Source organism: Ectopseudomonas toyotomiensis, assembly GCF_900115695.1.
Lineage (GTDB): Bacteria > Pseudomonadota > Gammaproteobacteria > Pseudomonadales > Pseudomonadaceae > Aquipseudomonas > Aquipseudomonas toyotomiensis.
In genome coordinates, this window is sequence record NZ_FOXK01000008.1 from 80,042 (window position 1) to 100,465 (window position 20,424).

Sequence of the window (20,424 nt, forward strand, 5' to 3'; positions counted from 1 at the left end):
GACTCCTTCGAGCGTGATTGGATAAGGTCACCGCGAGACGACTGGCCTTCGCGACGATGGGGCCATGTTCGCCCCATCCAATCCCGATAAGAATCACCACAGCGGGCAATCCACTATTTCACTTTCTGCAATTACCTCATTTCAGGCCTGAAACGCCAGATGGGCACGCAGACGCGGCACGGCGAAATCGAGGAAGCTGCGTACCCGCGCTGCGGCCCGGCGCCCTTCGCGGTAGTAAAGCTGCACCGGCACGGGCGCTGCGGCGAAGTTTTCCAGCACCGCCTGCAACTGCCCACTGTGCAACTCCTGATAGGCCTCGTAGCTCAGGCAGCGGGTCACGCCGAAACCGGCGAGCGCCGCGCGGATCGCGGCCTGCGGCGTGCTGCAGGTCAACCGCGGCGCGAGCTTCACCGCGCCATCCACAAAGCGCCATTCCCCCGCATGGCCGGTCGAAGAACGAGCGATGGTGCGGTGTGCGTGCAAAGCCTGCGGGTTGGCGGGCCAGCCCCAGCGCTGCAGATAGGCAGGTGCCGCACAGACCAGCGGTCGCGCCCATCCCAACGGCACGGCGAAACCGGACGAACTGGGCAGATGGCCGACCACCACGGCCAGGTCGATGCCCTCCTCCAGCAACCTGGGCGACTCTTCGCGCGCCAGGGTGGCCAGGCTCACCTCGGGAAATTCCGCCAGGTAGTCGACCGCGATGGGGGTCAGCACCTGATGCGTCATCAATAGCGGCAGGGCCAGGGTCAGTTGTCCGACGGGGTTGGCGTGCAGGCCGGTCACGGAGCGCTCGGCCTCCTCCACCCGCTGCAGGATGCGCCGGCAACTCTCGGCGAAAGCGGTACCCGCCGGGCTCAGGCTCACACCGCGCGGCCCGCGCAGGAGCAGAGTGCTGTCCAGACGACTCTCCAGCGCAGCCACGATACGCATCACCGTGGCCTGCGACAGCTGCAACTGCCGAGCAGCCGCGGCCAGGCTGCCCGCCCGGGCCACGACGAGAAACACCTGCATCTCGCGATGAGCGTTCATGAAACAGGCGCTGCACCAGCTGCGCGCAGGGCCGGGTCGGCACGAAAACTGGCAGTGCAGTGGTCGACGAAGGTGCGCACCTTGGCCGAGACCTGGCGACCGCCCTGGTGAATGATATGCACCGGCAAGGCCGGCGGCTCGAACGCCTCGAGCACCAGCTCGATCTCGCCGCGCGCCACCGCAGCGGCCACCTGGTAGGACAGCACGCGGGTATAGCCCCAACCCAGGCGCGCCACGCTGATCGCCGCCTGGTTCGAGCTGACGGTGAAGCGGGGTTGCGGCATGAAGCCGAACGGGCCGTCCGCGCCGACGAACTGCCAGTGCGACAGCAGGGTGCTGGCGCTGGACATGACGATGGGCGCAGCGCGCAATTCATCCGGGTGGCGCGGGCGCCCGACGCGGTCGAGAAAATCTGGCGATGCGCATACAACCGGGCGGATCTGCCCGACCTGCAACGCCGGGTGATCGCCCTCGGGCAGCGAGCCGATGCGCACGGCCACGTCGATGCCCTCCTCCATCATGTTCACCACGCGGTCGACCAGCAGCGCATTGACCTCCACGTCCGGGTGGGTATCGAGGTACTGGGCGATACGTGGAATCAGGAACAGCTCGCCGAACATCACCGGCGCCGTCACGGTGAGCCGTCCACGCGGCCGCACACTGCCACCGGCGGCCAGCTCCTCGGCCTCTTCCAGTTCCAGCAGGATGCGCCGACAGTCCTCGACATAACGCTGGCCAGCCTCGGTCAGGCGCAGGCTGCGCGTGCTGCGGGCCAGCAGCAGCGTGCCGAGACGTGCCTCCAGCGCGGCGATGGCGCGAGTGACGCTGGGCGGCGAAATGCCCAGCAGCTTGGCGCCGCCGGCGAAGCTCTCGGCTTCGGTCACCGCCAGCAGCACTCTCATTTCCTGAAACCGATCCATCGTCACCGCCTGCTTTTCTGTTGCATCGGCACAGAGTAACCCAAGCCGCAGCGGCGGCAGGACTCAACGGCGGCTGAGTGCCAGACGCGCAGCAAACAGAACGAAGATCAGCCCCGTGCTGCGATCCATCCACTTGATTACCACCTCGCGCCGCAGCCAGTGGCCGAGCGGCTGGGTGGCACCGATCAGCAGCAGCGCCCAGACCAGGCTGAGCGCCACATGGATGCCCACCAGGCCGAATGTCCAGGCGATCAGTGGCTGCCCCTGCGGGATGAACTGCGGCAGGAAGGACACATAGAAAATCCCCACCTTGGGGTTGAGCACATTGCCCAGCAGACCGCGCAGGAACCAGTTGGCATCGGGTGTGCCGCTCGCCCGCGCGGGTGCCAGCGAGGTACGCGGGCGCAGCAGCATGTTTAGCCCGAGCCACGCCAGATAGGCCGCACCGCAATACTTGAGCAGGTTGTAGCCGAATTCGGAAACCGCCAGCAGCGCGCCGAGGCCGAAGGCCACCGCCGCGCCCCAGAGCAGGCAACCGGCATTGATGCCCAGCGCCGCACGAAACGCCTGCTGCCGCCCCTCGACAGCCGCGGTACGCAGCACCAGCGCCGTGTCGATCCCAGGCGTCAGGGTCAGCAGCGTGGCCGCCAAGGTGAAGGCGATGAGGTTCTCGGCAAAGGCCATTCGCAGGCGCTCCGTTTACAGGGCAGAGCGCGAGTATAAACAGCGCATCGCTGACCGTCGTGGGGGGCCAGCGATCCCGTAGGGTGCGCCGTGCGCACCGCGGTTCGTTCATGCGATGCGTGTTGCCGGTGGTGCACGCGGCGCACCCTACGTCGTTTAGCCGCGATAGGCCTCGAACAGCCCCGTGGCGCCCATGCCGCCACCCACGCACATGGTGACGATGCCGTAACGCAGCTCGCGGCGCTGCAACTCGCGCACCAGGTGGCCGACCTGGCGCGAACCGGTCATGCCGAACGGATGGCCGATGGAGATGGAGCCGCCATTGACGTTGTATTTCTCGTTGTCGATCCCGAGCGTGTCGCGGCAGTACAGACACTGCGAGGCGAAGGCTTCGTTGAGTTCCCACAGGTCGATATCAGCCACACTCAGGCCCTTGGCCTTGAGCAGCTTGGGCACCGAGAACACCGGGCCGATGCCCATCTCATCCGGCTCGCAACCGGCCACGGTGAAGCCGCGGAAATAGGCTTTTGGCTTGAGGCCCAACTCCAACGCTTTTTCCAGACTCATCACCAGGGTCATCGAGGCGCCGTCGGACAGCTGCGAAGCATTGCCGGCGGTGACGCTGCCAGCCGGGTCAAATGCCGGTTGCAGCTTGGCCAGGGATTCCAGGGTGGTGTCCGGGCGGTTGCAGTCATCAGCCTCGACCACACCGTCGACGATCTTCTTCTCGCCGGTCGTCTTGTCTTCGAGCTGATACTTCACCGACATCGGTACGATCTCGTCGGCGAACAGCCCTTCGGCCTGGGCCCGCGCGGTGCGCTGCTGGCTCTGCAGGGCGTAGGCGTCCTGGGCTTCGCGGTTGATGCCATAGCGGTTGGCGACGATCTCGGCGGTCTTGCCCATGGGGTAGTAGATGCCGGGGTTGTCCTGCTGCAGCAGCGGGTTGAACAGGTTGTCCATGTTCATGCTTTTCAGGGTCATGGTGATGGACTCGACGCCGCCGGCGACGATGATGTCGCTGCAGCCGGACGCCACCTGGTTGGCAGCGATGGCAATGGCCTGCAGGCCCGAGGAGCAGAAGCGGTTGAGGGTCATGCCCGCCACCGGATTACCCAGGCGTGAGAGCACGGCGACGTTGCGGCCGATGTTCATGCCCTGCGCCCCCTCGTTGGAGCCAGCACCGACGATGCAGTCATCCACCAGCTTCGGGTCGATGCCGTTGCGCACCAGCAGCGCATCGACACAATGGGCGGCCATGTCGTCCGGCCGGGTCATATTGAACTTGCCGCGGAACGACTTGGCCAGGCCGGTCCGTACGCTATCGACGATCACCACTTCACGCATGACGCACCTCGTTGTTATTGGATGGCGAATGGCGTGAAGATAAATCCAGCCGATCCCTGGGCGCGACCATCATTGATCTGGCGTATACGGGGCGATGCAGGGCGTAGCCCGGATGCAATCCGGGGCCATCGGGAACGATACAACAGCATCGCGGTTGAAGCCGCTCCCACGGTTGCGCTACAACCTGTGGGAGCCGCTGGGCGACACTCCGCTTTAGCCGCGACAAGGCATCAATCCTTGGCGAACGCCGCCTCGATGGCCTCGTTGATGGTGCGCAGCACCTTGACCCGGGCGAAGCGCTTGTCATTGGCCTCGATCAGCGTCCAGGGCGCGATCTCGGTGCTGGTGCGGTCGACCATGTCGCCCACTGCGTCGCCGTAGTCGTCCCACTTGTCGCGGTTGCGCCAATCCTCTTCGGTGATCTTGAAGCGCTTGAACGGGATCTGCTCGCGTTCCTTGAAGCGCTCCAGCTGCGTCTGCTGGTCGATGGCCAACCAGAACTTCACCAGGATCACCCCTGCGTTGGTCAACTGCTCCTCGAAATCGTTGATCTCGCCGTAGGCACGCAGCCAGTCGGCCTGGCTGCAGAAGCCCTCGACCCGCTCCACCAGCACACGCCCATACCAGCTGCGGTCAAAGATGGTGAATTTGCCGCGCGCCGGGATGTGCCGCCAGAAGCGCCACAGATAGGGCTGGGCACGTTCTTCCTCGGTCGGTGCCGCGACCGGCACGATGCGGTACTGACGCGGGTCGAGGGCACCGGTCACACGGCGGATGGCGCCGCCCTTGCCGGCGGCATCGTTACCTTCGAATGCCGCGATCAGGGCGTGCTTGCGCATGCGCTTGTCACGCATCAGGCCAGACAGACGCGCCTGCTCGGTGGCCAGTTGCTCCTTGTAGTCGTCCTTGCTCAGTGCCTGGGTCATGTCCAGGCTGGCCAGCAAACCGCGATTGTCCAGACTGGAAACCAGCGGCGCAGCATGCGGTTGCAGCTGGGTACGCTGCGGATTGGCCAACGCCGCCTGCAAGCCTTCGAGCAGGATGCGCCCGACGGTGAGGCTGCGGTAATAGTGATCGACTCCCTCGACCACATACCAGGGCGCATAGTCACGGCTGGTGCGGCGCAGCACACGCTCGCCGTAGCGCACGAACTTGTCGTAGGTCTTCGATTGCTGCCAGTCCAGCGGGCTTATGCGCCAGCTGTGCAACGGGTCGTCCTTGAGCGCCTCCAGTCGCGCCTTCATGTGCTTCTTGGACAGGTGAAACCAGAACTTGAAGATCAGCGCGCCCTCGTCGCAGAGCATGCGTTCAAGGCGCTCGGCACCATCGATGGCCTGGTCCAGCACCGCGTCCTTGAACTTGCCGTGCACCCTGCCCTGCAACATCTGGCTGTACCAGTTGCCGAAGAACACGCCCATGCGTCCCTTGGGCGGCAGTTGGCGCCAGTAGCGCCAGGCCGGCGGCCGCGCCAGCTCTTCGTCGGTCTGTATATCGAAGGTGCTGACCTGAATCAGCCGTGGGTCCATCCACTCGTTGAGCAGTTTCACCGTCTCGCCCTTGCCGGCGCCCTCGACGCCGTTGATCAATACGATCACCGGAAAACGCGCCTGCTGCTTGAGCTCGTACTGCGCTTCCAGCAGCGCCTCGCGCAGTGCCGGCTCTTCGGACTCGAACGTGGCCTTGTCGATACTGCGGCCAATTTCGGCGGACTCGAACATAAAGCAACCTCCCTGGAATGATCCTCACAGCCTAACGGAACATCCAACGCTTTGCCCGCTGACACCAGCGCCGCGACACCTGTGCACGGTAGAATCGCCGCACGATCCAGCGGAACCCAGCCATGCCAGACACCCATCACGCCCAGCTCGACTGGGACGAGCGCGGCCAGCCTCTGTCGCGCAGCTACGGCGACATCTATTTCTCCCAGGAAAACGGCCTGGAAGAGACGCGCTACGTTTTCCTCGCCAACAACGATCTGGCGACACGCTTCGCCGCTCTCGCCGACGGTGAATGCCTGAACATCGGCGAAACGGGTTTCGGCACCGGGCTGAATTTCCTCTGCGCCTGGCAGTTGTTCGAGCAACAGGCACCCGCTGGCGCGCGTCTGCACTTCGTCAGTGTCGAAAAATATCCGCTGCATCACGACGACCTGCAGCGCGCCCTGGCCCTGTGGCCGGAGCTTGCACCGTTCAGCACAGAACTGCTGGCGCAGTACCGCGCCATTCACCCCGGGTTCCAGCGCCTGTTGTTGGCGGATGGTCGGGTGGTGCTGACATTGTTGATCGGCGACGCGATGGAGCAATTGCCGCAGTTGGATGCGCGCATCGACGCCTGGTTTCTCGACGGCTTCAACCCGGCGAAGAACCCTGAAATGTGGACGCCCGAGCTGTTCGCCGAACTGGCGCGACTGTCTTCTGCGGGAACAACGCTGGGCACCTTTACCAGCGCTGGCGTGGTGCGCCGGGCGCTGAACGCTGCCGGCTTCCAGATGCGCCGTGTGCCCGGCCTGGGCAAGAAATGGGAGGTGCTCAAGGGCCACTTCATCGGCAACCCGCAAGGCGAGGGCAAACCCTGGTTCGCCCGCCCCGCCCGCCCCGCGCCGGAAAAACACGCGGTGGTGATCGGTGCAGGTCTGGCCGGCTGCGCCACTGCCGCCAGCCTGGCTGCGCGCGGCTGGCGAGTGAGCCTGCTGGAGCGCCACGCGGCGGTTGCCTGCGAGGCCTCGGGCAACCCGCAGGGCGTGCTCTACCTCAAGCTCTCGGCCCATGGCACCACGCTGTCACGATTGATCGTCGCTGGCTTCGGCCATACCCGCCGGCTGCTCGAACGCCTGCAGCGCGGTGCCGACTGGGACGCTTGCGGCGTGCTGCAGCTGGCCTTCGATGACAAGGAAGCCGCGCGCCAGGGCAAGCTGGCCGCCGCCTTCCCTGCCGATCTACTGCACTCCGTGGGGCGCGAGCAGGCCGAAGCGCTGGCCGGCATTGGTCTGCCGGCTGGCGGTCTGTTCTACCCCGACGCCGGCTGGGTACACCCACCGGCGCTGTGCCGGCAACTGGTGCAACACCCATTGATCGAACTGCGCCCCTACCAGGAGGCGCTGAGTCTGAGCCGGCAGGATGACCGCTGGCGCGTCGACGGGCCGAGCGGCACGCTGGTCGAAGCCCCGGTGCTGGTACTGGCCTGCGCCGCCGAAATCGGCCGCCTGTTGCCGGATGCGAACCTGCCGCTCAAGCGCATCCGTGGGCAGATCAGCCGCCTGCCGGCCAACGCGCTCAGCAGTCAACTGCGCACCGTGGTCTGCGCCGAAGGCTATGTCGCGCCGCCACGCGACGGTGAGCACACCCTGGGCGCCAGCTTCGACTTCCACAGCGACGACCTCACACCCAGCGTGGCCGAGCATGCCGGCAACCTGGAGCTGCTGCGGGAAATTTCCAAGGACCTCACCGAACGCCTGCACGCACAGACACTCGACCCGGCGACGCTGGAAGGCCGTGCCGCGTTCCGCTGCACCAGCCCGGACTACCTGCCGATAGTCGGTCCGCTGGCCGATGCCGAGGCTTTTGCCGAGACCTATGCAGTACTGGCCAAGGACGCCCGCCAGGTACCGGACGCCTCCTGCCCCTGGCTGCACGGCCTGTACATCAACAGTGGCCACGGCTCGCGCGGGCTGATCAGCGCACCGCTTGCTGGCGAGCTGATCGCTGCCTGGCTGGAGGACGAGCCCCTGCCGCTGCCACGTGAGGTGGCCGAGGCCTGCCACCCCAATCGCTTCATGCTGCGCACGTTGATTCGCGGCGCCGGCTCGCCCACCTGAGGCTTGGCGAGCCGGTCCTTGCTCAGAAGCTCAGGCTGGTCTGCACGTACAACGTGCGCGGTTGGCCTAGATACTTGCCGCGGTTGGTGTCGGTGGAGCGGGTGTAGTACTGGCGATCCAGCAGGTTCTTCACCCCAGCGGCCAGCGTCAGACCATTGCCGAAATCGTACTGACCGCGGGCGTTCCAGCTGGCATAGCCGGGGATCTCTCCCAGCGCGCCGTCGGTACTTTCCTCACGGGTGTTGGCAGAGTCGGCGAACTGACGGGTCTGTGCGTAACCGTCCAGGTTCCACACCCAAGGGCCGCTGGCGTAACGCAGGCCAAGCGTGGCGACCTGACGCGAATAGAACGGCACGTCATTGCCCTGATTGGGACCATCCTCCTCGCGCGTGGCCTTGGTCAGCACCAGCGAGGCATAAACGGAAAGTCCCGCCAGACGGGGGTCGAGAGCGGCGAAATCGATGCCACCGGCCAGCTCGGCGCCGCGGTGACGGGTCTCGCCAGCATTGCGCCACACGGCATTGGTCAATTCCAACTGATCGTCGAAATCGATGCGGAACAGGGTCAGCTCAGCGTTCCACAGACCATCGTCATATCGCGTGCCCAGCTCGTAGGTATAAGCCTTCTCGCCTTGCAGATCGTTTTCCTGGGACAGTTGAAAATACTGGATGCTGCCGAATGACGTATTGGCGTTGGCATACAGCTTCCAGGCATCGGACAGGTGATACATCAGGTTCAGCGACGGCAGCGGTTCGCTGTAGCGCTGCTTCTGATCCGCGCCGCTGAGACGATTGCGCGAGGTCACCCGCACCTGTTCGTAACGCAGGCCGGGGGTCAGGGTCCAGCGGCCGATATCGATACGGTCGTCGATGTACAGAGCGTGCGCCTCGGTGCTGGCACTGCTCGAAGCGGCCAGACGACGCGGCACGCTGTACGGGTTGCCGCCGCTGCCGAAGCCGATGCGATCGTAGCGTTTCTCGGCCGAGTCTTCCTCGGTGTAGCGATAGCCGACACCCAGCTCGTGACTGCTGTCGCCAACGAACAGCACCTGAGAATAACGCGGCTCGATCCCGAACACCTCGTAGTGACGGGGGAACTCACGCAGCCAGGTGAGGCTGTCGGCACCATTGTTGGCCAGCACTGCGCCCCGGTAACTGGTGTTGTAGAAGCTGGTGACCTCGAAGCTGCTCAAGGCATCCGGGCTGCGCTTGTACTTGATCACCGCCTGCTTGCGGTCCCCCTCGAAATTGTCGTACGGGCGATCGCTGGCATAGGGATCATGGTCGAACTCGGCAGCGCTAAGGCCGCCCGGCATGTCGGCGTCGGCGCGGTAGTACTGCAGGCTGCCGGACAACTCGTCGATCTCGCTCAGGGCGTAACGGTACTTGAGCATCACATCGTCGATGCGCGTGCCACTCTGCTCGCGGTAGGTATCGCCGCGCACGCCCGAATACAGCAGGGCCATGCCCAGACCGTTATCCGCGGTGCCACCAAGGAAGGCACTGCTGCGGTTGAGGAAACCACCCTGCGCCGGCGCCGATTCGCTCTGGAAGCTGACCTCGCGCGCCAACTCCTCGGGAATCCCGCGGGTGACGAAGTTGATGATGCCGCCGACGTTCTGCGGACCATAACGCACCGCGCCACCGCCACGCACGACGTCGATGGACTCGATGTTGCCCAGGCTGGTGGGCGCCAGCGATAGCTGCGGCTGACCATAGGGCGCCACCGCCAGGGGCACACCATCCTGCAGGATGGTGGCACGCGGCGACAGTCGTGAGGTCAGACCGCGCGTACCGACGTTGAGGGAAATATCGCTGCCACCGGTGCCATTGCTGTCCTGCACCTGCAGACCGGGTACACGCCGCAAGACCTCGCGTACGCTGCTCGCACCGCTTTCCTGGATCTGCTGGCGGCGCAGCACACTGCGCGCACCGGCGTGGTTGAGTACGTCCTGCTCGCTCGCCTCACCGAGCCAGTCGCCCACCACTTCGGTGCCTTCCAGCTCCACACGCTCGGCCATGGCGGGCAGATGGGTAAAGGCCAGGGCTACGCCCAGCGCCAGGTAACTGCGTCTGACGACACGCATGTGAATCGCTCCCCCAGTGAACGGCCGTAGCCCAAAAAGGAGCGAACTCTAGAACTTTGTAAATACAATGTAAATAATAACGATTACTAAACAACTACTTAACGCCTCACCAGTTCAGCCGCGGGTGCTACCGCTCGCGGCTTACGAAACACCAGCACATTGCCCAGCATCACCAGCCCCAGCCCGAACAGCGCAGGAGCCGTCCACTGGTAACCCTCGGCGACTACCGAGATGTTCAGTGCCACCACCGGGAACAATACGGTGCAGTAAGCTGCGCGCTCCGGGCCCATGCGCCCGACCAGGGTCAGGTAGGCGGTAAAGCCGATCACCGAGCCGGGAATCGCCAGGTACAGCAGCGAGCCGACGTAGCGCGCGTTCCACTCGAAGGCGAACGGCGTGCCGCTGACCAGGCAGATCCCCACCAGCATCAGCGCGCCATAGAGCATGCCCCAGGCGTTGGTGGTCAGTGGCTTGAGCCCGGCCTTCTGCTGCAGGCTGGAGAGCATGTTGCCGGCAGAGAAGAACAGGGTGCCGAGCAGTGCCAGGCCGATGCCCAGCAGGCTTTCGCGGCTGGCTTCGTGCCCAGCTAGTTCCGGCCAGAACAGTAAGCCCAGACCAACCAGCCCCAGCGCGCCACCGAGCAGCACGTTGGCAGCGATGCGCTGTTTGAAGAACAGCCTTGCATTGATCGCGTTCCACAGGGTGGCGGTGGAGAAGATCACCGCGATCAGACCACTGGGTATCCACTGGCTGGCAGTGTAGAAGCACAGGAAGTTGAGGCAGAACAGGCACAGCCCCTGCACCAGGCAGATGCCCTGACCACGACGATCCAGCGGCTGCAGGCGGCCGCTGAACCAGAGCATGGCGAACAGCACCGCCGAGGCCAGCGCGAAGCGATAGGCGATGGAGGCGGCAACGGCCACCTCGCCCATCTGCAATTTGATGGCGATCCAGGTTGTACCCCAGATCAGTACGGTAAGCAGGTAAAGCGACAGGTTCATCGAGTATCTCCCAAGACTGAGCACAGTCTGGAAGCGATGCGCACCGGGCGCTTGCACAAAGTTGCGCATTTATCGCCGCGCCATCACTGCCTGCCATCGCGCTGCAGGCCTTATCATGTGGGTTTTATCCGTCAGGTCATTCTCAACGCATGCTTTCTGCTGTCGCGCGCTACAAACAACTGCTGTCCAGCGCCCTCGCCCGCTACTTCCCTCACACCACCGCCTACCTGCGTGCCGAGCGCGAAGCCGCGCAGCCACGTAAACCTGCACGCAAGCAGAGCAAGAAGAAATCCACTGGCAACAAGAAAGCCAGTGGCCGCAAGCCTGACAGTGGTAAACCCGGCCCTGCAGGGATCTACCCCGGCACCCGGCTGAAGGTCGAAGACGCTCAGGTACAGGCCATGCGCGAACGCGTGGCGCAGGCAGTGAACGCCAGGCTGATCGGCGCACCATCGGACGAACAATGGGCGATGATCCTCTGCCGTGCGCCGCTGGCACGCATCTTCGCCGGCGCCGGCTCGGGCAAGTCGAGCACCCTGGTACTACGCGTGGTGTTCCTGCTCTGCCACCTGGAGGTCGATCCCAAGCGTCTGACGGTGATTTCCTTCACCAACGCCTCCTGCAGCGAGTTGCGTGAGCGCCTGCAACGCCTGCTCGACTTCTGGCACTACCCGCACGATGCACGCCAGTGCGTGCGTACCTTCCATGCGGCCATGGCCACGCTGGCCAAGGAGAACCTGGGTAACCCGCGCTGGTTCGAGCAACTGGACGACCCCAGCGACGAACCAGACAACCCGCTCACCGGTGCTCGCCTGCGCCCCGTGCAGCAGCGCCTGCTCAAGCAGGCCTACCAGAACGCCTACGCCGAAGACGCGCGCTTTCGCGCCCTGACTCATCGCCTGCTCAAGTTGCCGGCCCCCGCAGAGCCAGCAAAGGGCAAAGCCAAGGCGCCGCTGGATGCCTGCAAGCTGACCGGCGAATTCGCCGCCCTGCCACTGTTCGAGCTACTGCACGGACAGATCGACTTCGCTGAGAGCCTGGGCATTCGCCTCGACCGTCTGGATGTGAAAACCCTGGACTGCGCACCCCGCGAGCGTGATTTCATCGAGGCCATGCAGCGCTTCCAACTGCACTTCAGCACTCTGCTGCAAAAGCAGGGATGGATCAGTTTCAACGGCGCGTTCGCGCAGTTGAGCGAGCGCCTAAGCAGCGACGGCGGCAAACCCGGCCCCGCCCTGCTCGCCTTGAGCCATCTGCTGATCGACGAATTCCAGGACATCTCGCCGCAGATCGTGCTGTGGCTGCAGGCCGTGCATCGCCGCCTGCACGCGGCGGGCGAGCGCATCAGCCTGATGGCTATCGGCGATGACTGGCAGTCGATCTACGGTTGGCGCGGCAGCTCGCCGGAGCTGTTCATCGACTTCGACCGGCACTTTCCCAGCCGTGGCTGTAGCAAGAGCACCACCTTGCTGCTGGGCACCAACTACCGCAGCATCGAGCCGGTGATCCGCGATGGCGAGAAGGTGCTCGCTGAAGTGCACAACAAGCAGGCCAAGACCTGCGTCGCGGCCAAGGCGATGCAACCGGGCGATCATGGCGTCAGACTGATCCAGCGCTTCGACCTGGCCAGCGGGCTGCCGGCATTGCTCAAGGAAATCACCGCGCAGTGCCAGCACGTCAGCCAGCGCGCCAACGCGGATCGCACCGCCGTGCTGCTGCTCAGCCGGCGCAACGAGCCCCTGCAGCAGGTGCGCGCGCAGTTGGACAAGACGCTGCCGGTCAGAGCCATGACCATCCACCGCGCCAAGGGCCTGCAGGCCGAGGTGGCGATCATCCTCGACGACTGCCTGCCGGTGGAGAAGCACCCGCTGCGCAACGCGCTCTACGCCCAGTGCGGCTTCTTCGCCGGCAGCTACGACCAGGCCATGCAGGACGAAGCCCGGCGCCTGGCCTATGTGGCCATCACCCGTGGCGTAAGCCGGGTGCTGTGGTATACGCGCAAGGCCCAAGGCGCCACGCAATGCTTGGCAGCGAGCCGGCCAATCGCGCAAGCTTCAGGCTGATCGGCATTTCGGGCGTTTCCATGGACAAATTGCTGGCTCTGCGCACCTTCGTCGCCACCGTTCGCTGTGGTGGTTTTTCCGCTGCGGCGCGGCAGCTGGGCCTGGCCACCTCCTCGGTGACCCGTGCGGTCAACGCTCTTGAACAGGAACTGGGCTGCGTACTGCTCAACCGCAACACGCGGCAGATCAGCGTCAGCGAGGCCGGACGCGACTACTTCGAGCGCGCCCTGGCCATCCTCGATGCCCTCGACGAAGCCGATGCCGCCGTGACCGACAACGGCGATGAGGTGCGTGGTCGCCTGGCGGTAAGCGTGCCGGTGGAGTTCGCTCGGCGCATCATCGCCCCGCACCTCGGCGAACTGCTGGAGCGACACCCACAACTGGAGCTGACCCTGCGCGTGACCGACGAGGTGGTCGACCTGCTCAGCGAACGGGTCGATCTGGCGCTGCGCCTGGGCTCTTCCATCATCAGCGACGACGTGGTCAGCCAGCGCGTCGGCAGTTTCACGCGCTGGCTGGTGGCGAGTCCGCAGTATCTGGCACGCACCTCGCCCATCGAACATCCGGACGCACTCCAGGCGCACGCCTGCCTGCAGTATGACTACGGCAGCCCGGCGCACTGCTGGCGCTTCGAGCAGGACGGAACGACCTTGCAGGTGCCGGTCACAGGAAGCCTGCGCAGCAACAACGCCGATATCCTGCGTCAGGCAGCCGTGGCCGGTCAGGGCGTAGCACTGCTGTCGGACTGGCTGGTACGCGACGACGTGGACAGTGGCAAGCTGCAGCGCCTGCTGCCCGACTACGAAGTTGCCCCTGGCCCGCACGAAGGCACCATCCACCTGCTGTACCTGCCCAATCACCGGGGATCGAAGCGTATCGCCGCGTTCAGTGAGTTCCTTCAGGCGCTGCTGCAGCGCTGAGCGCCTTTGCACGGTGCGCAACGCACTGTTGCCGATTCGACGGATTCTCCGCCTGGCGTCGCCTGCCTAACCTTGCGCCTGTCGTTCCCTCTCACCGAGATCCCATCATGACTAGCCAGACCTCCTCACTCACGAGCGAGTCGCCAGCCCTGCCGCAGGCACTGGTGCTGCTGTTCGCCCTGTGCTGCGGCGCCATCGTCGCCAACCTCTACTACGCGCAGCCGATCATCGAGCTGATCGCCCCGGATGTCGGCCTCAGCGCCGAGCGCGCCAGCCTGATCGTTTCGCTGACGCAGATCGGCTATGCCCTCGGCCTGCTGTTCCTGGTGCCGCTGGCCGACCTGCTGGAAAGCCGTCGGCTGATGCTGATCACCACCGCGGCCGCCCTGCTCTGCCTGCTGGCGGCGGCCTTGGCGAATCAACCGGATGTGTTTCTTGGCCTGGCACTGCTGATCGGCCTCAGCTCGGTTTCGGTACAGATGCTGATCCCCCTGGCCGCCAACCTGGCGCCGGAGGCCAGCCGTGGCCGCGTGGTGGGCAACATCATGAGCGGCCTGCTGCTCGGTATCCTGCTCGCGCGGCCGCTGGCCAGCCTGGTAGCAGGCGAGTTTGGCTGGCGTGCGGTGTACCTGATGGCGGCCGCCCTGATGCTGCTGATCACCCTGGTGATCGCCACCACCATCCCGCGCCACGCCCCCAGCCACCGCGCCAGCTACGGGCAACTGCTGGCCTCGCTGGCTCATCTGCTGCGCCGCTATCCGACACTGCGCCGCCGCGCGCTTTATCAAGGCCTGATGTTCGCCAGTTTCAGTCTGTTCTGGACAGTCGCGCCGCTGGAACTGTCGCGCCACCTCGGATTGAGCCAGCAGGACATCGCCCTGTTCGCCCTTGCCGGTGCCATCGGCGCAGTCGCGGCGCCTATCGCCGGGCGTCTGGCCGATGCCGGCCATACCTGGCGCGCCAGCCTGGTGGCGCTGATCCTGGCACCACTGGCCTTCGCTCCCAACCTGTTGAGCGCCGGACTGGGCTGGATCGGCCTGGTCGTCACTGCCATCGTGCTGGATTTCGCCGTACAGATGAGCATGGTGCTGGGCCAGCGCAGCATCTACGCACTGGAGCCGCAGAGCCGCGCCCGGCTCAATGCGCTGTACATGACCAGCATCTTCGTGGGCGGCGCCATCGGCTCGGCACTGGCCAGCCCGGTCTACGAGCGTTTCGGCTGGTCGGGCACGGCACTGCTGGCTGCCGGACTGCCGCTACTGGCGCTTCTGGCCTTCATTGGCAAGGAGGAGTGAGCACTTTTCCGCAGGCAACAAAAAACCCGCCGAAGCGGGTTTCTTCCCAACCATCCGACATCCTGTCGATAGCCAATCCTGGCTTGGTCATCGTCCTTGATCCTCAGCAATCCGTCGCTGCAGGGGATGTGTGTAGATTAGAGATCGGCTCACGATGGCAACAGTGGTGGTTGCCGCCTGGGCGTGTAAGCCTTTTGCCATACCACCCTGAGTCAGCGCCCGATCATGCGCGCCAGCACGTCCTCGCCGCCCTGGCGGCGATGAACGAACGCCATGGCCACGTGGCCGATCACCATGAACAGCAGCAGCCAGCCGAGGTTGCCATGCAGCAGGCTGGCGGGCGCGATCATCCATTCGATCTTGGCGTCGCTGAAGCCGGGCATGATGGTCATGCCGAAGGCGACGAACTCGCGGCCCGAGCCGTACTGGCGTAGCAGCGCGACAAAGGGAATCACGAACAGCAAGCCATACAACGCCAGGTGGCCGAAGCGTGCCATTGTGCTGACAGGCGCCGGCCGGCGGTTACTGTTATACAGCGCCCAGAACAGGCGAATCACCACCAGCACCATGAGCAACAGCCCGGTCGCCTTGTGCGTGCCCCAGAGGAATTTATCCAGCGAGCTGTCTTCCATCAGCGCATGCGCCAGTACGGTCAAGAATTGCCACCCCAGCAAAACGGCCATACCCCAGTGCAGCCAGCGTGTAACCGCACCATAGCGTTGCGCGGAGTCATGCAGGTTCGACATCGTGGTTCCTCTCCAATGTCATGTACGAAAACGGTGTTCGGGCCAGACGGCCGAATGCCCCATCCGAGGCAAAGACCCGCCCCAGACGCAATGGTGCCGCGCAGCAGAGCGTTGATGCGCCTACAGATGTTAGCGGGTATGTCAGAAGGGCATCACGCCACGCCCCCGGCAAGCGGGGGCGTAGCGGATGATCAGGCGTCGCGCAGGGCTTCGCGCCAGGCGTGGTATTGCGGCTCCTGCCAGATGCGCGCGTGCAGACGCGCCATGCCGTCAGGATCGTTGAGCAGACGCCAGCGGGTGGCCTCTACCTTGCCTTCAGGCCCGGCGTTGAGGATTTCATCGATTCGCTCATCGCGCAGCGCTTCGGCAGCAGGCACCACCTTGGCGTGGCGGGCACGGGCCATGGCGCAGACCAGGGCGTTGTACAGCGGGTCGACCACTGCACGCAGGAAGCCCTTGCGCAGAGCCCGTGAGCTGTTCAGTTGCTCGTACTCGGCGGTGTTGCTCAGTTCCACCGGCACCTTGTGTTCTTCCGGAATCAGGAACAGCTTGCTGCGCCGTGCTGCCAGGCCCGGGGCCGTGCGGCTGGTCAGCACCGAGACCACCGGCGACAGCACCAGTGACACGACGATGGGTGCCAGCCACCAGAGGAAGTCCGGGTTGAGCCAGGCCACCAGCGCCGTCCAGCTGATACCGATCAGCACCTGAGTGCCGTGACGGCGGAAGGCTTCGCTCCAGGGGGTCGAGTCATCCACGCGCTGCGGCGAGTTCCACTGCACCGACCAACCGAGGAAGGCGGCGGTGACGAACAGGCTGTGGAACAGCATGCGCACCGGCGCCAGCAGCACCGAGCAGGAGGCCTCCAGCAGCATCGACAACAGCACCCGCGTACGACCACCGTAGGCCTCGGCGCCCTTGATCCAGATCAGCAACACGCTGAGCAGCTTGGGCAGGAACAGCAGGGTCATGGTCGCCGAGAACAGGGCGATGGCCTCGTGTGGCTGCCAGCGCGGCCACAGCGGGTAGAGCTGGTTGGGCTGCAGGAAGTACTCCGGCACCATCAATGTATGAATCGCCAGCAGGCAGGTCGAGAGCACCAGGAACAACAGCCACAGCGGCGCGGACAGGTAGGACATGACCCCGGTGAGAAACACCACGCGATGCACGGCATGCATGCCACGCACCAGGAACAGGCGGAAGTTCATCAGGTTGCCATGGCACCAGCGGCGGTCACGCTTGAGCTCGTCGAGCAGGTTCGGCGGCAACTCTTCATAACTGCCCGGCAGGTCGTAGGCGATCCATACGCCCCAACCAGCGCGGCGCATCAGCGCGGCTTCGACGAAATCGTGGGAGAGGATCGCGCCAGCGAAGGAACCGGTGCCCGGCAGCGGCGCCAGGGCGCAGTGCTCGATGAAGGGTTTGACCCGAATGATCGCGTTGTGACCCCAGTAGTGCGACTCACCCAACTGCCAGAAGTTGAGGCCAGCCGTGAACAGCGGCCCGTAGACGCTGGTGGCGAACTGTTGCAGCCGCGCATAAAGAGTGTCCATCCCGGACGCCTTGGGCGCGGTCTGGATGATGCCGGCACCCGGGTTGGCCTCCATCAGGCGTACCAGGCGGGTCAGGCATTCGCCGCTCATCACGCTGTCGGCATCGAGCACCACCATGTAGCGGTAGTTGCTGCCCCAGCGCCGGCAGAAGTCGTCGATGTTGCCGCTCTTGCGCTTCACCCGACGCCGACGACGGCGGTAGAAGATATGGCCGAAGCCTTCCACTTCACGGCACAGCTCCATCCAGGCCTGTTGCTCGGCCACGCAGATGTCCGGGTCGTTGCTGTCGCTGAGGACGAAGAAATCGAAGTGCTCGAGTTGTCCGGTGGCCTTGAGCGACTCGAAGGTCGCACGCAGGCCGGCGAACACACGCGGCACATGCTCGTTGGCAATCGGCATGACCAGGGCGGTACGTGCCCGCGGCGAAATCGGCTCATCACCGCAGCTGCTGGCGGAGATGCTGTAGCGGTCACGCCCCTTGAGCAGTTGGAAGAAGCCCATCAATGCGGTCCAGAAGCCCATCGACACCCAGCAGAACAGCAGGGCAAATAGCGCCAGGATGCTGGTCTGCACCACATAGGGCAGGATCTGCCGCGCTGACTCCTGCCAGGGCTGCTCGAACACCAGGCCCAGATCGACCAGCGACCAGCCCTGATAGGGCAGCACCGACTTCATGTACCAGGTGGCGACAACAGTCTGCACGACCATCAGCACCAGCAGCGCAGCACGGCGCACCGCCGCGACGTGGCGCCAGTGCTCTTCGGCGAAGTCTTCGCTCTCACGCGTGCGTGGCCGCGGTGCGGGTTTCTCGCCCTTCAAGCGACGCCAGCCGCGATCCAGGATGTTGATCTGCCAGGGCTCCGGCACCATGCGTGTGCGCTTGATCGGCGGCGTCGAATCGATGGTGGGCCGGCCCTGGTGGTCCTGCACGATGCGGCAGCCGCGTTCGAGCGCGTCCGGCCAGCCCAGAGACAGACGAGCTGGCACCGACTCGAGCATCTCGCGGGTTTCTTCCAAAGGCTCGGCAGTCGCAAGATCGTCTTCGTGCAGAGCACGGTGCAAGGTGGCGAGATCCCCGCCCTCCTCTTCCAGGCGATGAGCCAGAGCTTCCTGCCGCTCATGATCGAGCGGCAGCTCCCCCAGATAATCCTGGATTTGCGTGGGGTCTAGAGTGTTATTCATGGGCAGGCAGCTGATAGCTCCAGGTTTCCGACAAGGGCTTGCCGTCCTCGACCAGGGCAGCGCGCATTTCCACCGGCTGCGCCGGGTTCTTGACCTTGATGCGCAACATCAGGCGCCAGCCTTTGCTGACCGGGTTGTAACGCAGGCTGTCTTCCAGCAACTCGGCGTTGCCATCGACGCTGACCTGAACGGTCGGCGCCGCGTCGGGCGAACGCTTGGCCAGCTCCTCACCGACGAAATCCACCACCAGTGCAGTACTGCCATCAGCCTGACGAATCAGGTTGGCCTGCTTGATATCACCCTCCGACAGCCGGGTCTGGCTGACCATGGCCAGTTGCGGATCGTGCAGTTTGGCGTCGTCACGGCTGAAGTGTAGGCGATAGGCCACATCCAGCGACTCACCCGGTGCCGGCAGCTTCTCGGGGCGCCACAGGGCGACGATGTTGTCGTTGGTTTCGTCCGGCGTGGGGATCTCCACCAGTTCGACATGACCCGCGCCCCAATCGCCGACGGTTTCCACCCAGCCGCTCGGGCGCAGCTCGTAGCGGTCGTCGAGATCCTGATACTGGTTGAAGTCGCGACCACGCTGCATCAGGCCGAAGCCACGTGGGTTGTCGATACGATAGCTGCTGACGTTGAGGCGCTGCGGGTTGTTCAGCGGACGCCAGATCCACTCGCCATTGCCGGCATGGATGGCCAGGCCATCGGAGTCATGCAGTTGCGGGCGGTAATTCGGGCGCGGCCAGGGCTGGTTGGCACCGAACAGGTACATGCTGGTCAGCGGCGCGATGCCGAGCTTTTCGACGTTCTCACGCAGGTAGACCTTCGATTGCACCTCGAGCACGCTGTCGCGCCCCGGTTTGATTTCCATGCGGTAAGCGCCGGTGGCACGCGGCGAATCGAGCAGTGCGTAGATCACCAGGCTGCGGCGATCGGGCTGCGGCTTCTCGATCCAGAATTCGCTGAAACGCGGGAACTCTTCGCCCGATGGCAGCGCGGTGTCGATGGCCAGGCCACGCGCCGAGAGGCCGAACACCTGACCCTTGCCGACGATACGGAAGTAGCTGGCGCCCAGCACGCTCATCACTTCGTCATGCGTACCTTTGGCATTGATCTCGTTGATCACCTTGAAGCCGGCGAAGCCCAGATCCTTGAGATCATCCGGGTTCAGGTTGAGATCGCCGAAGTCGAACATCGACGGATCGTACTTGATTTCCTGAGTGCCTTCGGCGGTCACTTCGTTGATCTTCACCGGCACATCGAAGTGCATGCCCTGGTGGAAGAAGTACAGCCGGAACGGCGTCTTGCCATCAGCCCAGTGTGCTTTTTCCTCAAGGAAGCGCACCTTCTGATAGCCAGCGAACGGCAATTCGCGCAGCGCAGCCGGCAGATTGCTTTGCGGGGCGCTGTAGCTTTCGGCGGCAAGCGCCTTGGCCTTGACCGCCACATCATCCAGATCGAAGGCCCAGCTCTGGGCAGCGAACAACAGAGGGAGCACACAGAGGGCCAGCTTGCCGGCCTTGCCCATACGGGCTCCAGAACAACGACTCATCGACACACAGCCTCCAGGGCAACACGTACTGACAAGCAGCGGCAAGCCCAGGGGCGGCCGCTGCAGGGAGTTGAAAACGGGCGAATGGTACAAACACAACGCGAGCACGATGCAGACAGCCAACCGAACGGTGACGTCTCCGCATGCGCGGATTCTTTCTGCGCATTATTACCAGATCGTGAAGTCCGGCACAGGTGCTCGCGCGAGTATATTTTTCGCCTCCTTGGGCCACACC

General features: G+C 64.6%; 14 protein-coding genes. 4 read left to right on the forward strand and 10 right to left on the reverse strand.

The genetic code is table 11. The features are described from left to right. Window positions 1-141: 141 nt before the first annotated feature. The 5 genes from BM186_RS17155 to pap all read right to left on the reverse strand — a co-directional run bounded on the left by BM186_RS17155 (window position 142) and on the right by pap (window position 5,698). Window positions 142-1,032, reverse strand: a complete 891-nt coding sequence (locus tag BM186_RS17155) for a LysR family transcriptional regulator (RefSeq protein ID WP_074916894.1) — start codon at window positions 1,030-1,032, stop codon at window positions 142-144. Beyond that, window positions 1,029-1,952 carry a LysR family transcriptional regulator gene (locus BM186_RS17160; protein WP_072425763.1) on the reverse strand — a complete coding sequence of 308 codons (924 nt, stop codon included), beginning with the start codon at window positions 1,950-1,952 and terminating at the stop codon, window positions 1,029-1,031. The genes BM186_RS17155 and BM186_RS17160 overlap by 4 nt, the downstream gene beginning before the upstream one ends. Before the next feature lie 63 nt (window positions 1,953-2,015). Next, on the reverse strand, window positions 2,016-2,636 hold the full coding sequence (locus BM186_RS17165; RefSeq protein ID WP_072425764.1) for a LysE family translocator: 621 nt from the start codon (window positions 2,634-2,636) through the stop codon (window positions 2,016-2,018). A 156-nt stretch (window positions 2,637-2,792) separates the two neighbouring features. Next, a complete protein-coding gene (locus BM186_RS17170; RefSeq protein ID WP_072425765.1) occupies window positions 2,793-3,980 on the reverse strand; it encodes a thiolase family protein in 1,188 nt (395 codons plus the stop codon). A gap of 230 nt (window positions 3,981-4,210) precedes the next feature. Continuing rightward, the gene (gene pap, locus BM186_RS17175) at window positions 4,211-5,698 is read right to left on the reverse strand and encodes a polyphosphate:AMP phosphotransferase (RefSeq protein WP_074916896.1); all 1,488 of its coding nucleotides are present in this window, start codon (window positions 5,696-5,698) and stop codon (window positions 4,211-4,213) included. Between the two features lie 122 nt (window positions 5,699-5,820). On the opposite strand from pap, the gene mnmC reads away from it, so the two are divergent. Further along, window positions 5,821-7,794, forward strand: coding sequence for a bifunctional tRNA (5-methylaminomethyl-2-thiouridine)(34)-methyltransferase MnmC2/FAD-dependent 5-carboxymethylaminomethyl-2-thiouridine(34) oxidoreductase MnmC1 (gene mnmC / locus BM186_RS17180; protein WP_072425767.1), 1,974 nt, complete (start codon window positions 5,821-5,823; stop codon window positions 7,792-7,794). Window positions 7,795-7,816: 22 nt separating this feature from the next. On the opposite strand, the gene BM186_RS17185 is transcribed toward mnmC, so the two are convergent. Further along, window positions 7,817-9,880 (reverse strand): TonB-dependent receptor family protein, encoded by a 2,064-nt coding sequence (locus BM186_RS17185; RefSeq protein WP_074916898.1) that lies wholly within the window; start codon window positions 9,878-9,880, stop codon window positions 7,817-7,819. Window positions 9,881-9,978: 98 nt separating this feature from the next. Next, window positions 9,979-10,881: a DMT family transporter gene (locus BM186_RS17190; RefSeq protein WP_072425769.1), complete on the reverse strand. Its 903-nt coding sequence runs from the start codon at window positions 10,879-10,881 to the stop codon at window positions 9,979-9,981. Between the two features lie 149 nt (window positions 10,882-11,030). Here BM186_RS17190 and BM186_RS17195 point away from each other — a divergent pair, with 149 nt between their 5' ends. From BM186_RS17195 to BM186_RS17205, 3 genes are all read left to right on the forward strand, one after another. Further along, complete coding sequence (locus BM186_RS17195) at window positions 11,031-12,944, forward strand: DEAD/DEAH box helicase (RefSeq protein ID WP_074916900.1); 1,914 nt, start codon at window positions 11,031-11,033, stop codon at window positions 12,942-12,944. 20 nt (window positions 12,945-12,964) lie between these two features. Further along, a complete protein-coding gene (locus BM186_RS17200; RefSeq protein WP_072425891.1) occupies window positions 12,965-13,864 on the forward strand; it encodes a LysR family transcriptional regulator in 900 nt (299 codons plus the stop codon). A gap of 107 nt (window positions 13,865-13,971) precedes the next feature. Then, window positions 13,972-15,159, forward strand: coding sequence for an MFS transporter (locus BM186_RS17205; RefSeq protein WP_072425771.1), 1,188 nt, complete (start codon window positions 13,972-13,974; stop codon window positions 15,157-15,159). Window positions 15,160-15,371: 212 nt separating this feature from the next. Here the strand turns inward: BM186_RS17205 and BM186_RS17210 are convergent, their stop codons facing one another. From BM186_RS17210 to BM186_RS17220, 3 genes are all read right to left on the reverse strand, one after another. Next, complete coding sequence (locus tag BM186_RS17210) at window positions 15,372-15,905, reverse strand: cytochrome b (protein WP_072425772.1); 534 nt, start codon at window positions 15,903-15,905, stop codon at window positions 15,372-15,374. Window positions 15,906-16,096: 191 nt separating this feature from the next. Further along, on the reverse strand, window positions 16,097-18,637 hold the full coding sequence (gene mdoH, locus BM186_RS17215; RefSeq protein WP_072425773.1) for a glucans biosynthesis glucosyltransferase MdoH: 2,541 nt from the start codon (window positions 18,635-18,637) through the stop codon (window positions 16,097-16,099). Beyond that, window positions 18,630-20,165, reverse strand: a complete 1,536-nt coding sequence (locus tag BM186_RS17220; RefSeq protein WP_072425774.1) for a glucan biosynthesis protein G — start codon at window positions 20,163-20,165, stop codon at window positions 18,630-18,632. The genes mdoH and BM186_RS17220 overlap by 8 nt, the downstream gene beginning before the upstream one ends. Window positions 20,166-20,424 lie beyond the last annotated feature (259 nt).

What these genes read in the sequence shown, in the direction of transcription:
- BM186_RS17155 (WP_074916894.1), bottom strand. Translation starts at nt 1,032, where the DNA reads ATGAACGCTCATCGCGAGATGCAGGTGTTTCTCGTCGTGGCCCGGGCG.
- BM186_RS17160 (WP_072425763.1), bottom strand. Translation starts at nt 1,952, where the DNA reads ATGGATCGGTTTCAGGAAATGAGAGTGCTGCTGGCGGTGACCGAAGCC.
- BM186_RS17165 (WP_072425764.1), bottom strand. Translation starts at nt 2,636, where the DNA reads ATGGCCTTTGCCGAGAACCTCATCGCCTTCACCTTGGCGGCCACGCTG.
- BM186_RS17170 (WP_072425765.1), bottom strand. Translation starts at nt 3,980, where the DNA reads ATGCGTGAAGTGGTGATCGTCGATAGCGTACGGACCGGCCTGGCCAAG.
- pap (WP_074916896.1), bottom strand. Translation starts at nt 5,698, where the DNA reads ATGTTCGAGTCCGCCGAAATTGGCCGCAGTATCGACAAGGCCACGTTC.
- mnmC (WP_072425767.1), top strand. Translation starts at nt 5,821, where the DNA reads ATGCCAGACACCCATCACGCCCAGCTCGACTGGGACGAGCGCGGCCAG.
- BM186_RS17185 (WP_074916898.1), bottom strand. Translation starts at nt 9,880, where the DNA reads ATGCGTGTCGTCAGACGCAGTTACCTGGCGCTGGGCGTAGCCCTGGCC.
- BM186_RS17190 (WP_072425769.1), bottom strand. Translation starts at nt 10,881, where the DNA reads ATGAACCTGTCGCTTTACCTGCTTACCGTACTGATCTGGGGTACAACC.
- BM186_RS17195 (WP_074916900.1), top strand. Translation starts at nt 11,031, where the DNA reads ATGCTTTCTGCTGTCGCGCGCTACAAACAACTGCTGTCCAGCGCCCTC.
- BM186_RS17200 (WP_072425891.1), top strand. Translation starts at nt 12,965, where the DNA reads ATGGACAAATTGCTGGCTCTGCGCACCTTCGTCGCCACCGTTCGCTGT.
- BM186_RS17205 (WP_072425771.1), top strand. Translation starts at nt 13,972, where the DNA reads ATGACTAGCCAGACCTCCTCACTCACGAGCGAGTCGCCAGCCCTGCCG.
- BM186_RS17210 (WP_072425772.1), bottom strand. Translation starts at nt 15,905, where the DNA reads ATGTCGAACCTGCATGACTCCGCGCAACGCTATGGTGCGGTTACACGC.
- mdoH (WP_072425773.1), bottom strand. Translation starts at nt 18,637, where the DNA reads ATGAATAACACTCTAGACCCCACGCAAATCCAGGATTATCTGGGGGAG.
- BM186_RS17220 (WP_072425774.1), bottom strand. Translation starts at nt 20,165, where the DNA reads ATGGGCAAGGCCGGCAAGCTGGCCCTCTGTGTGCTCCCTCTGTTGTTC.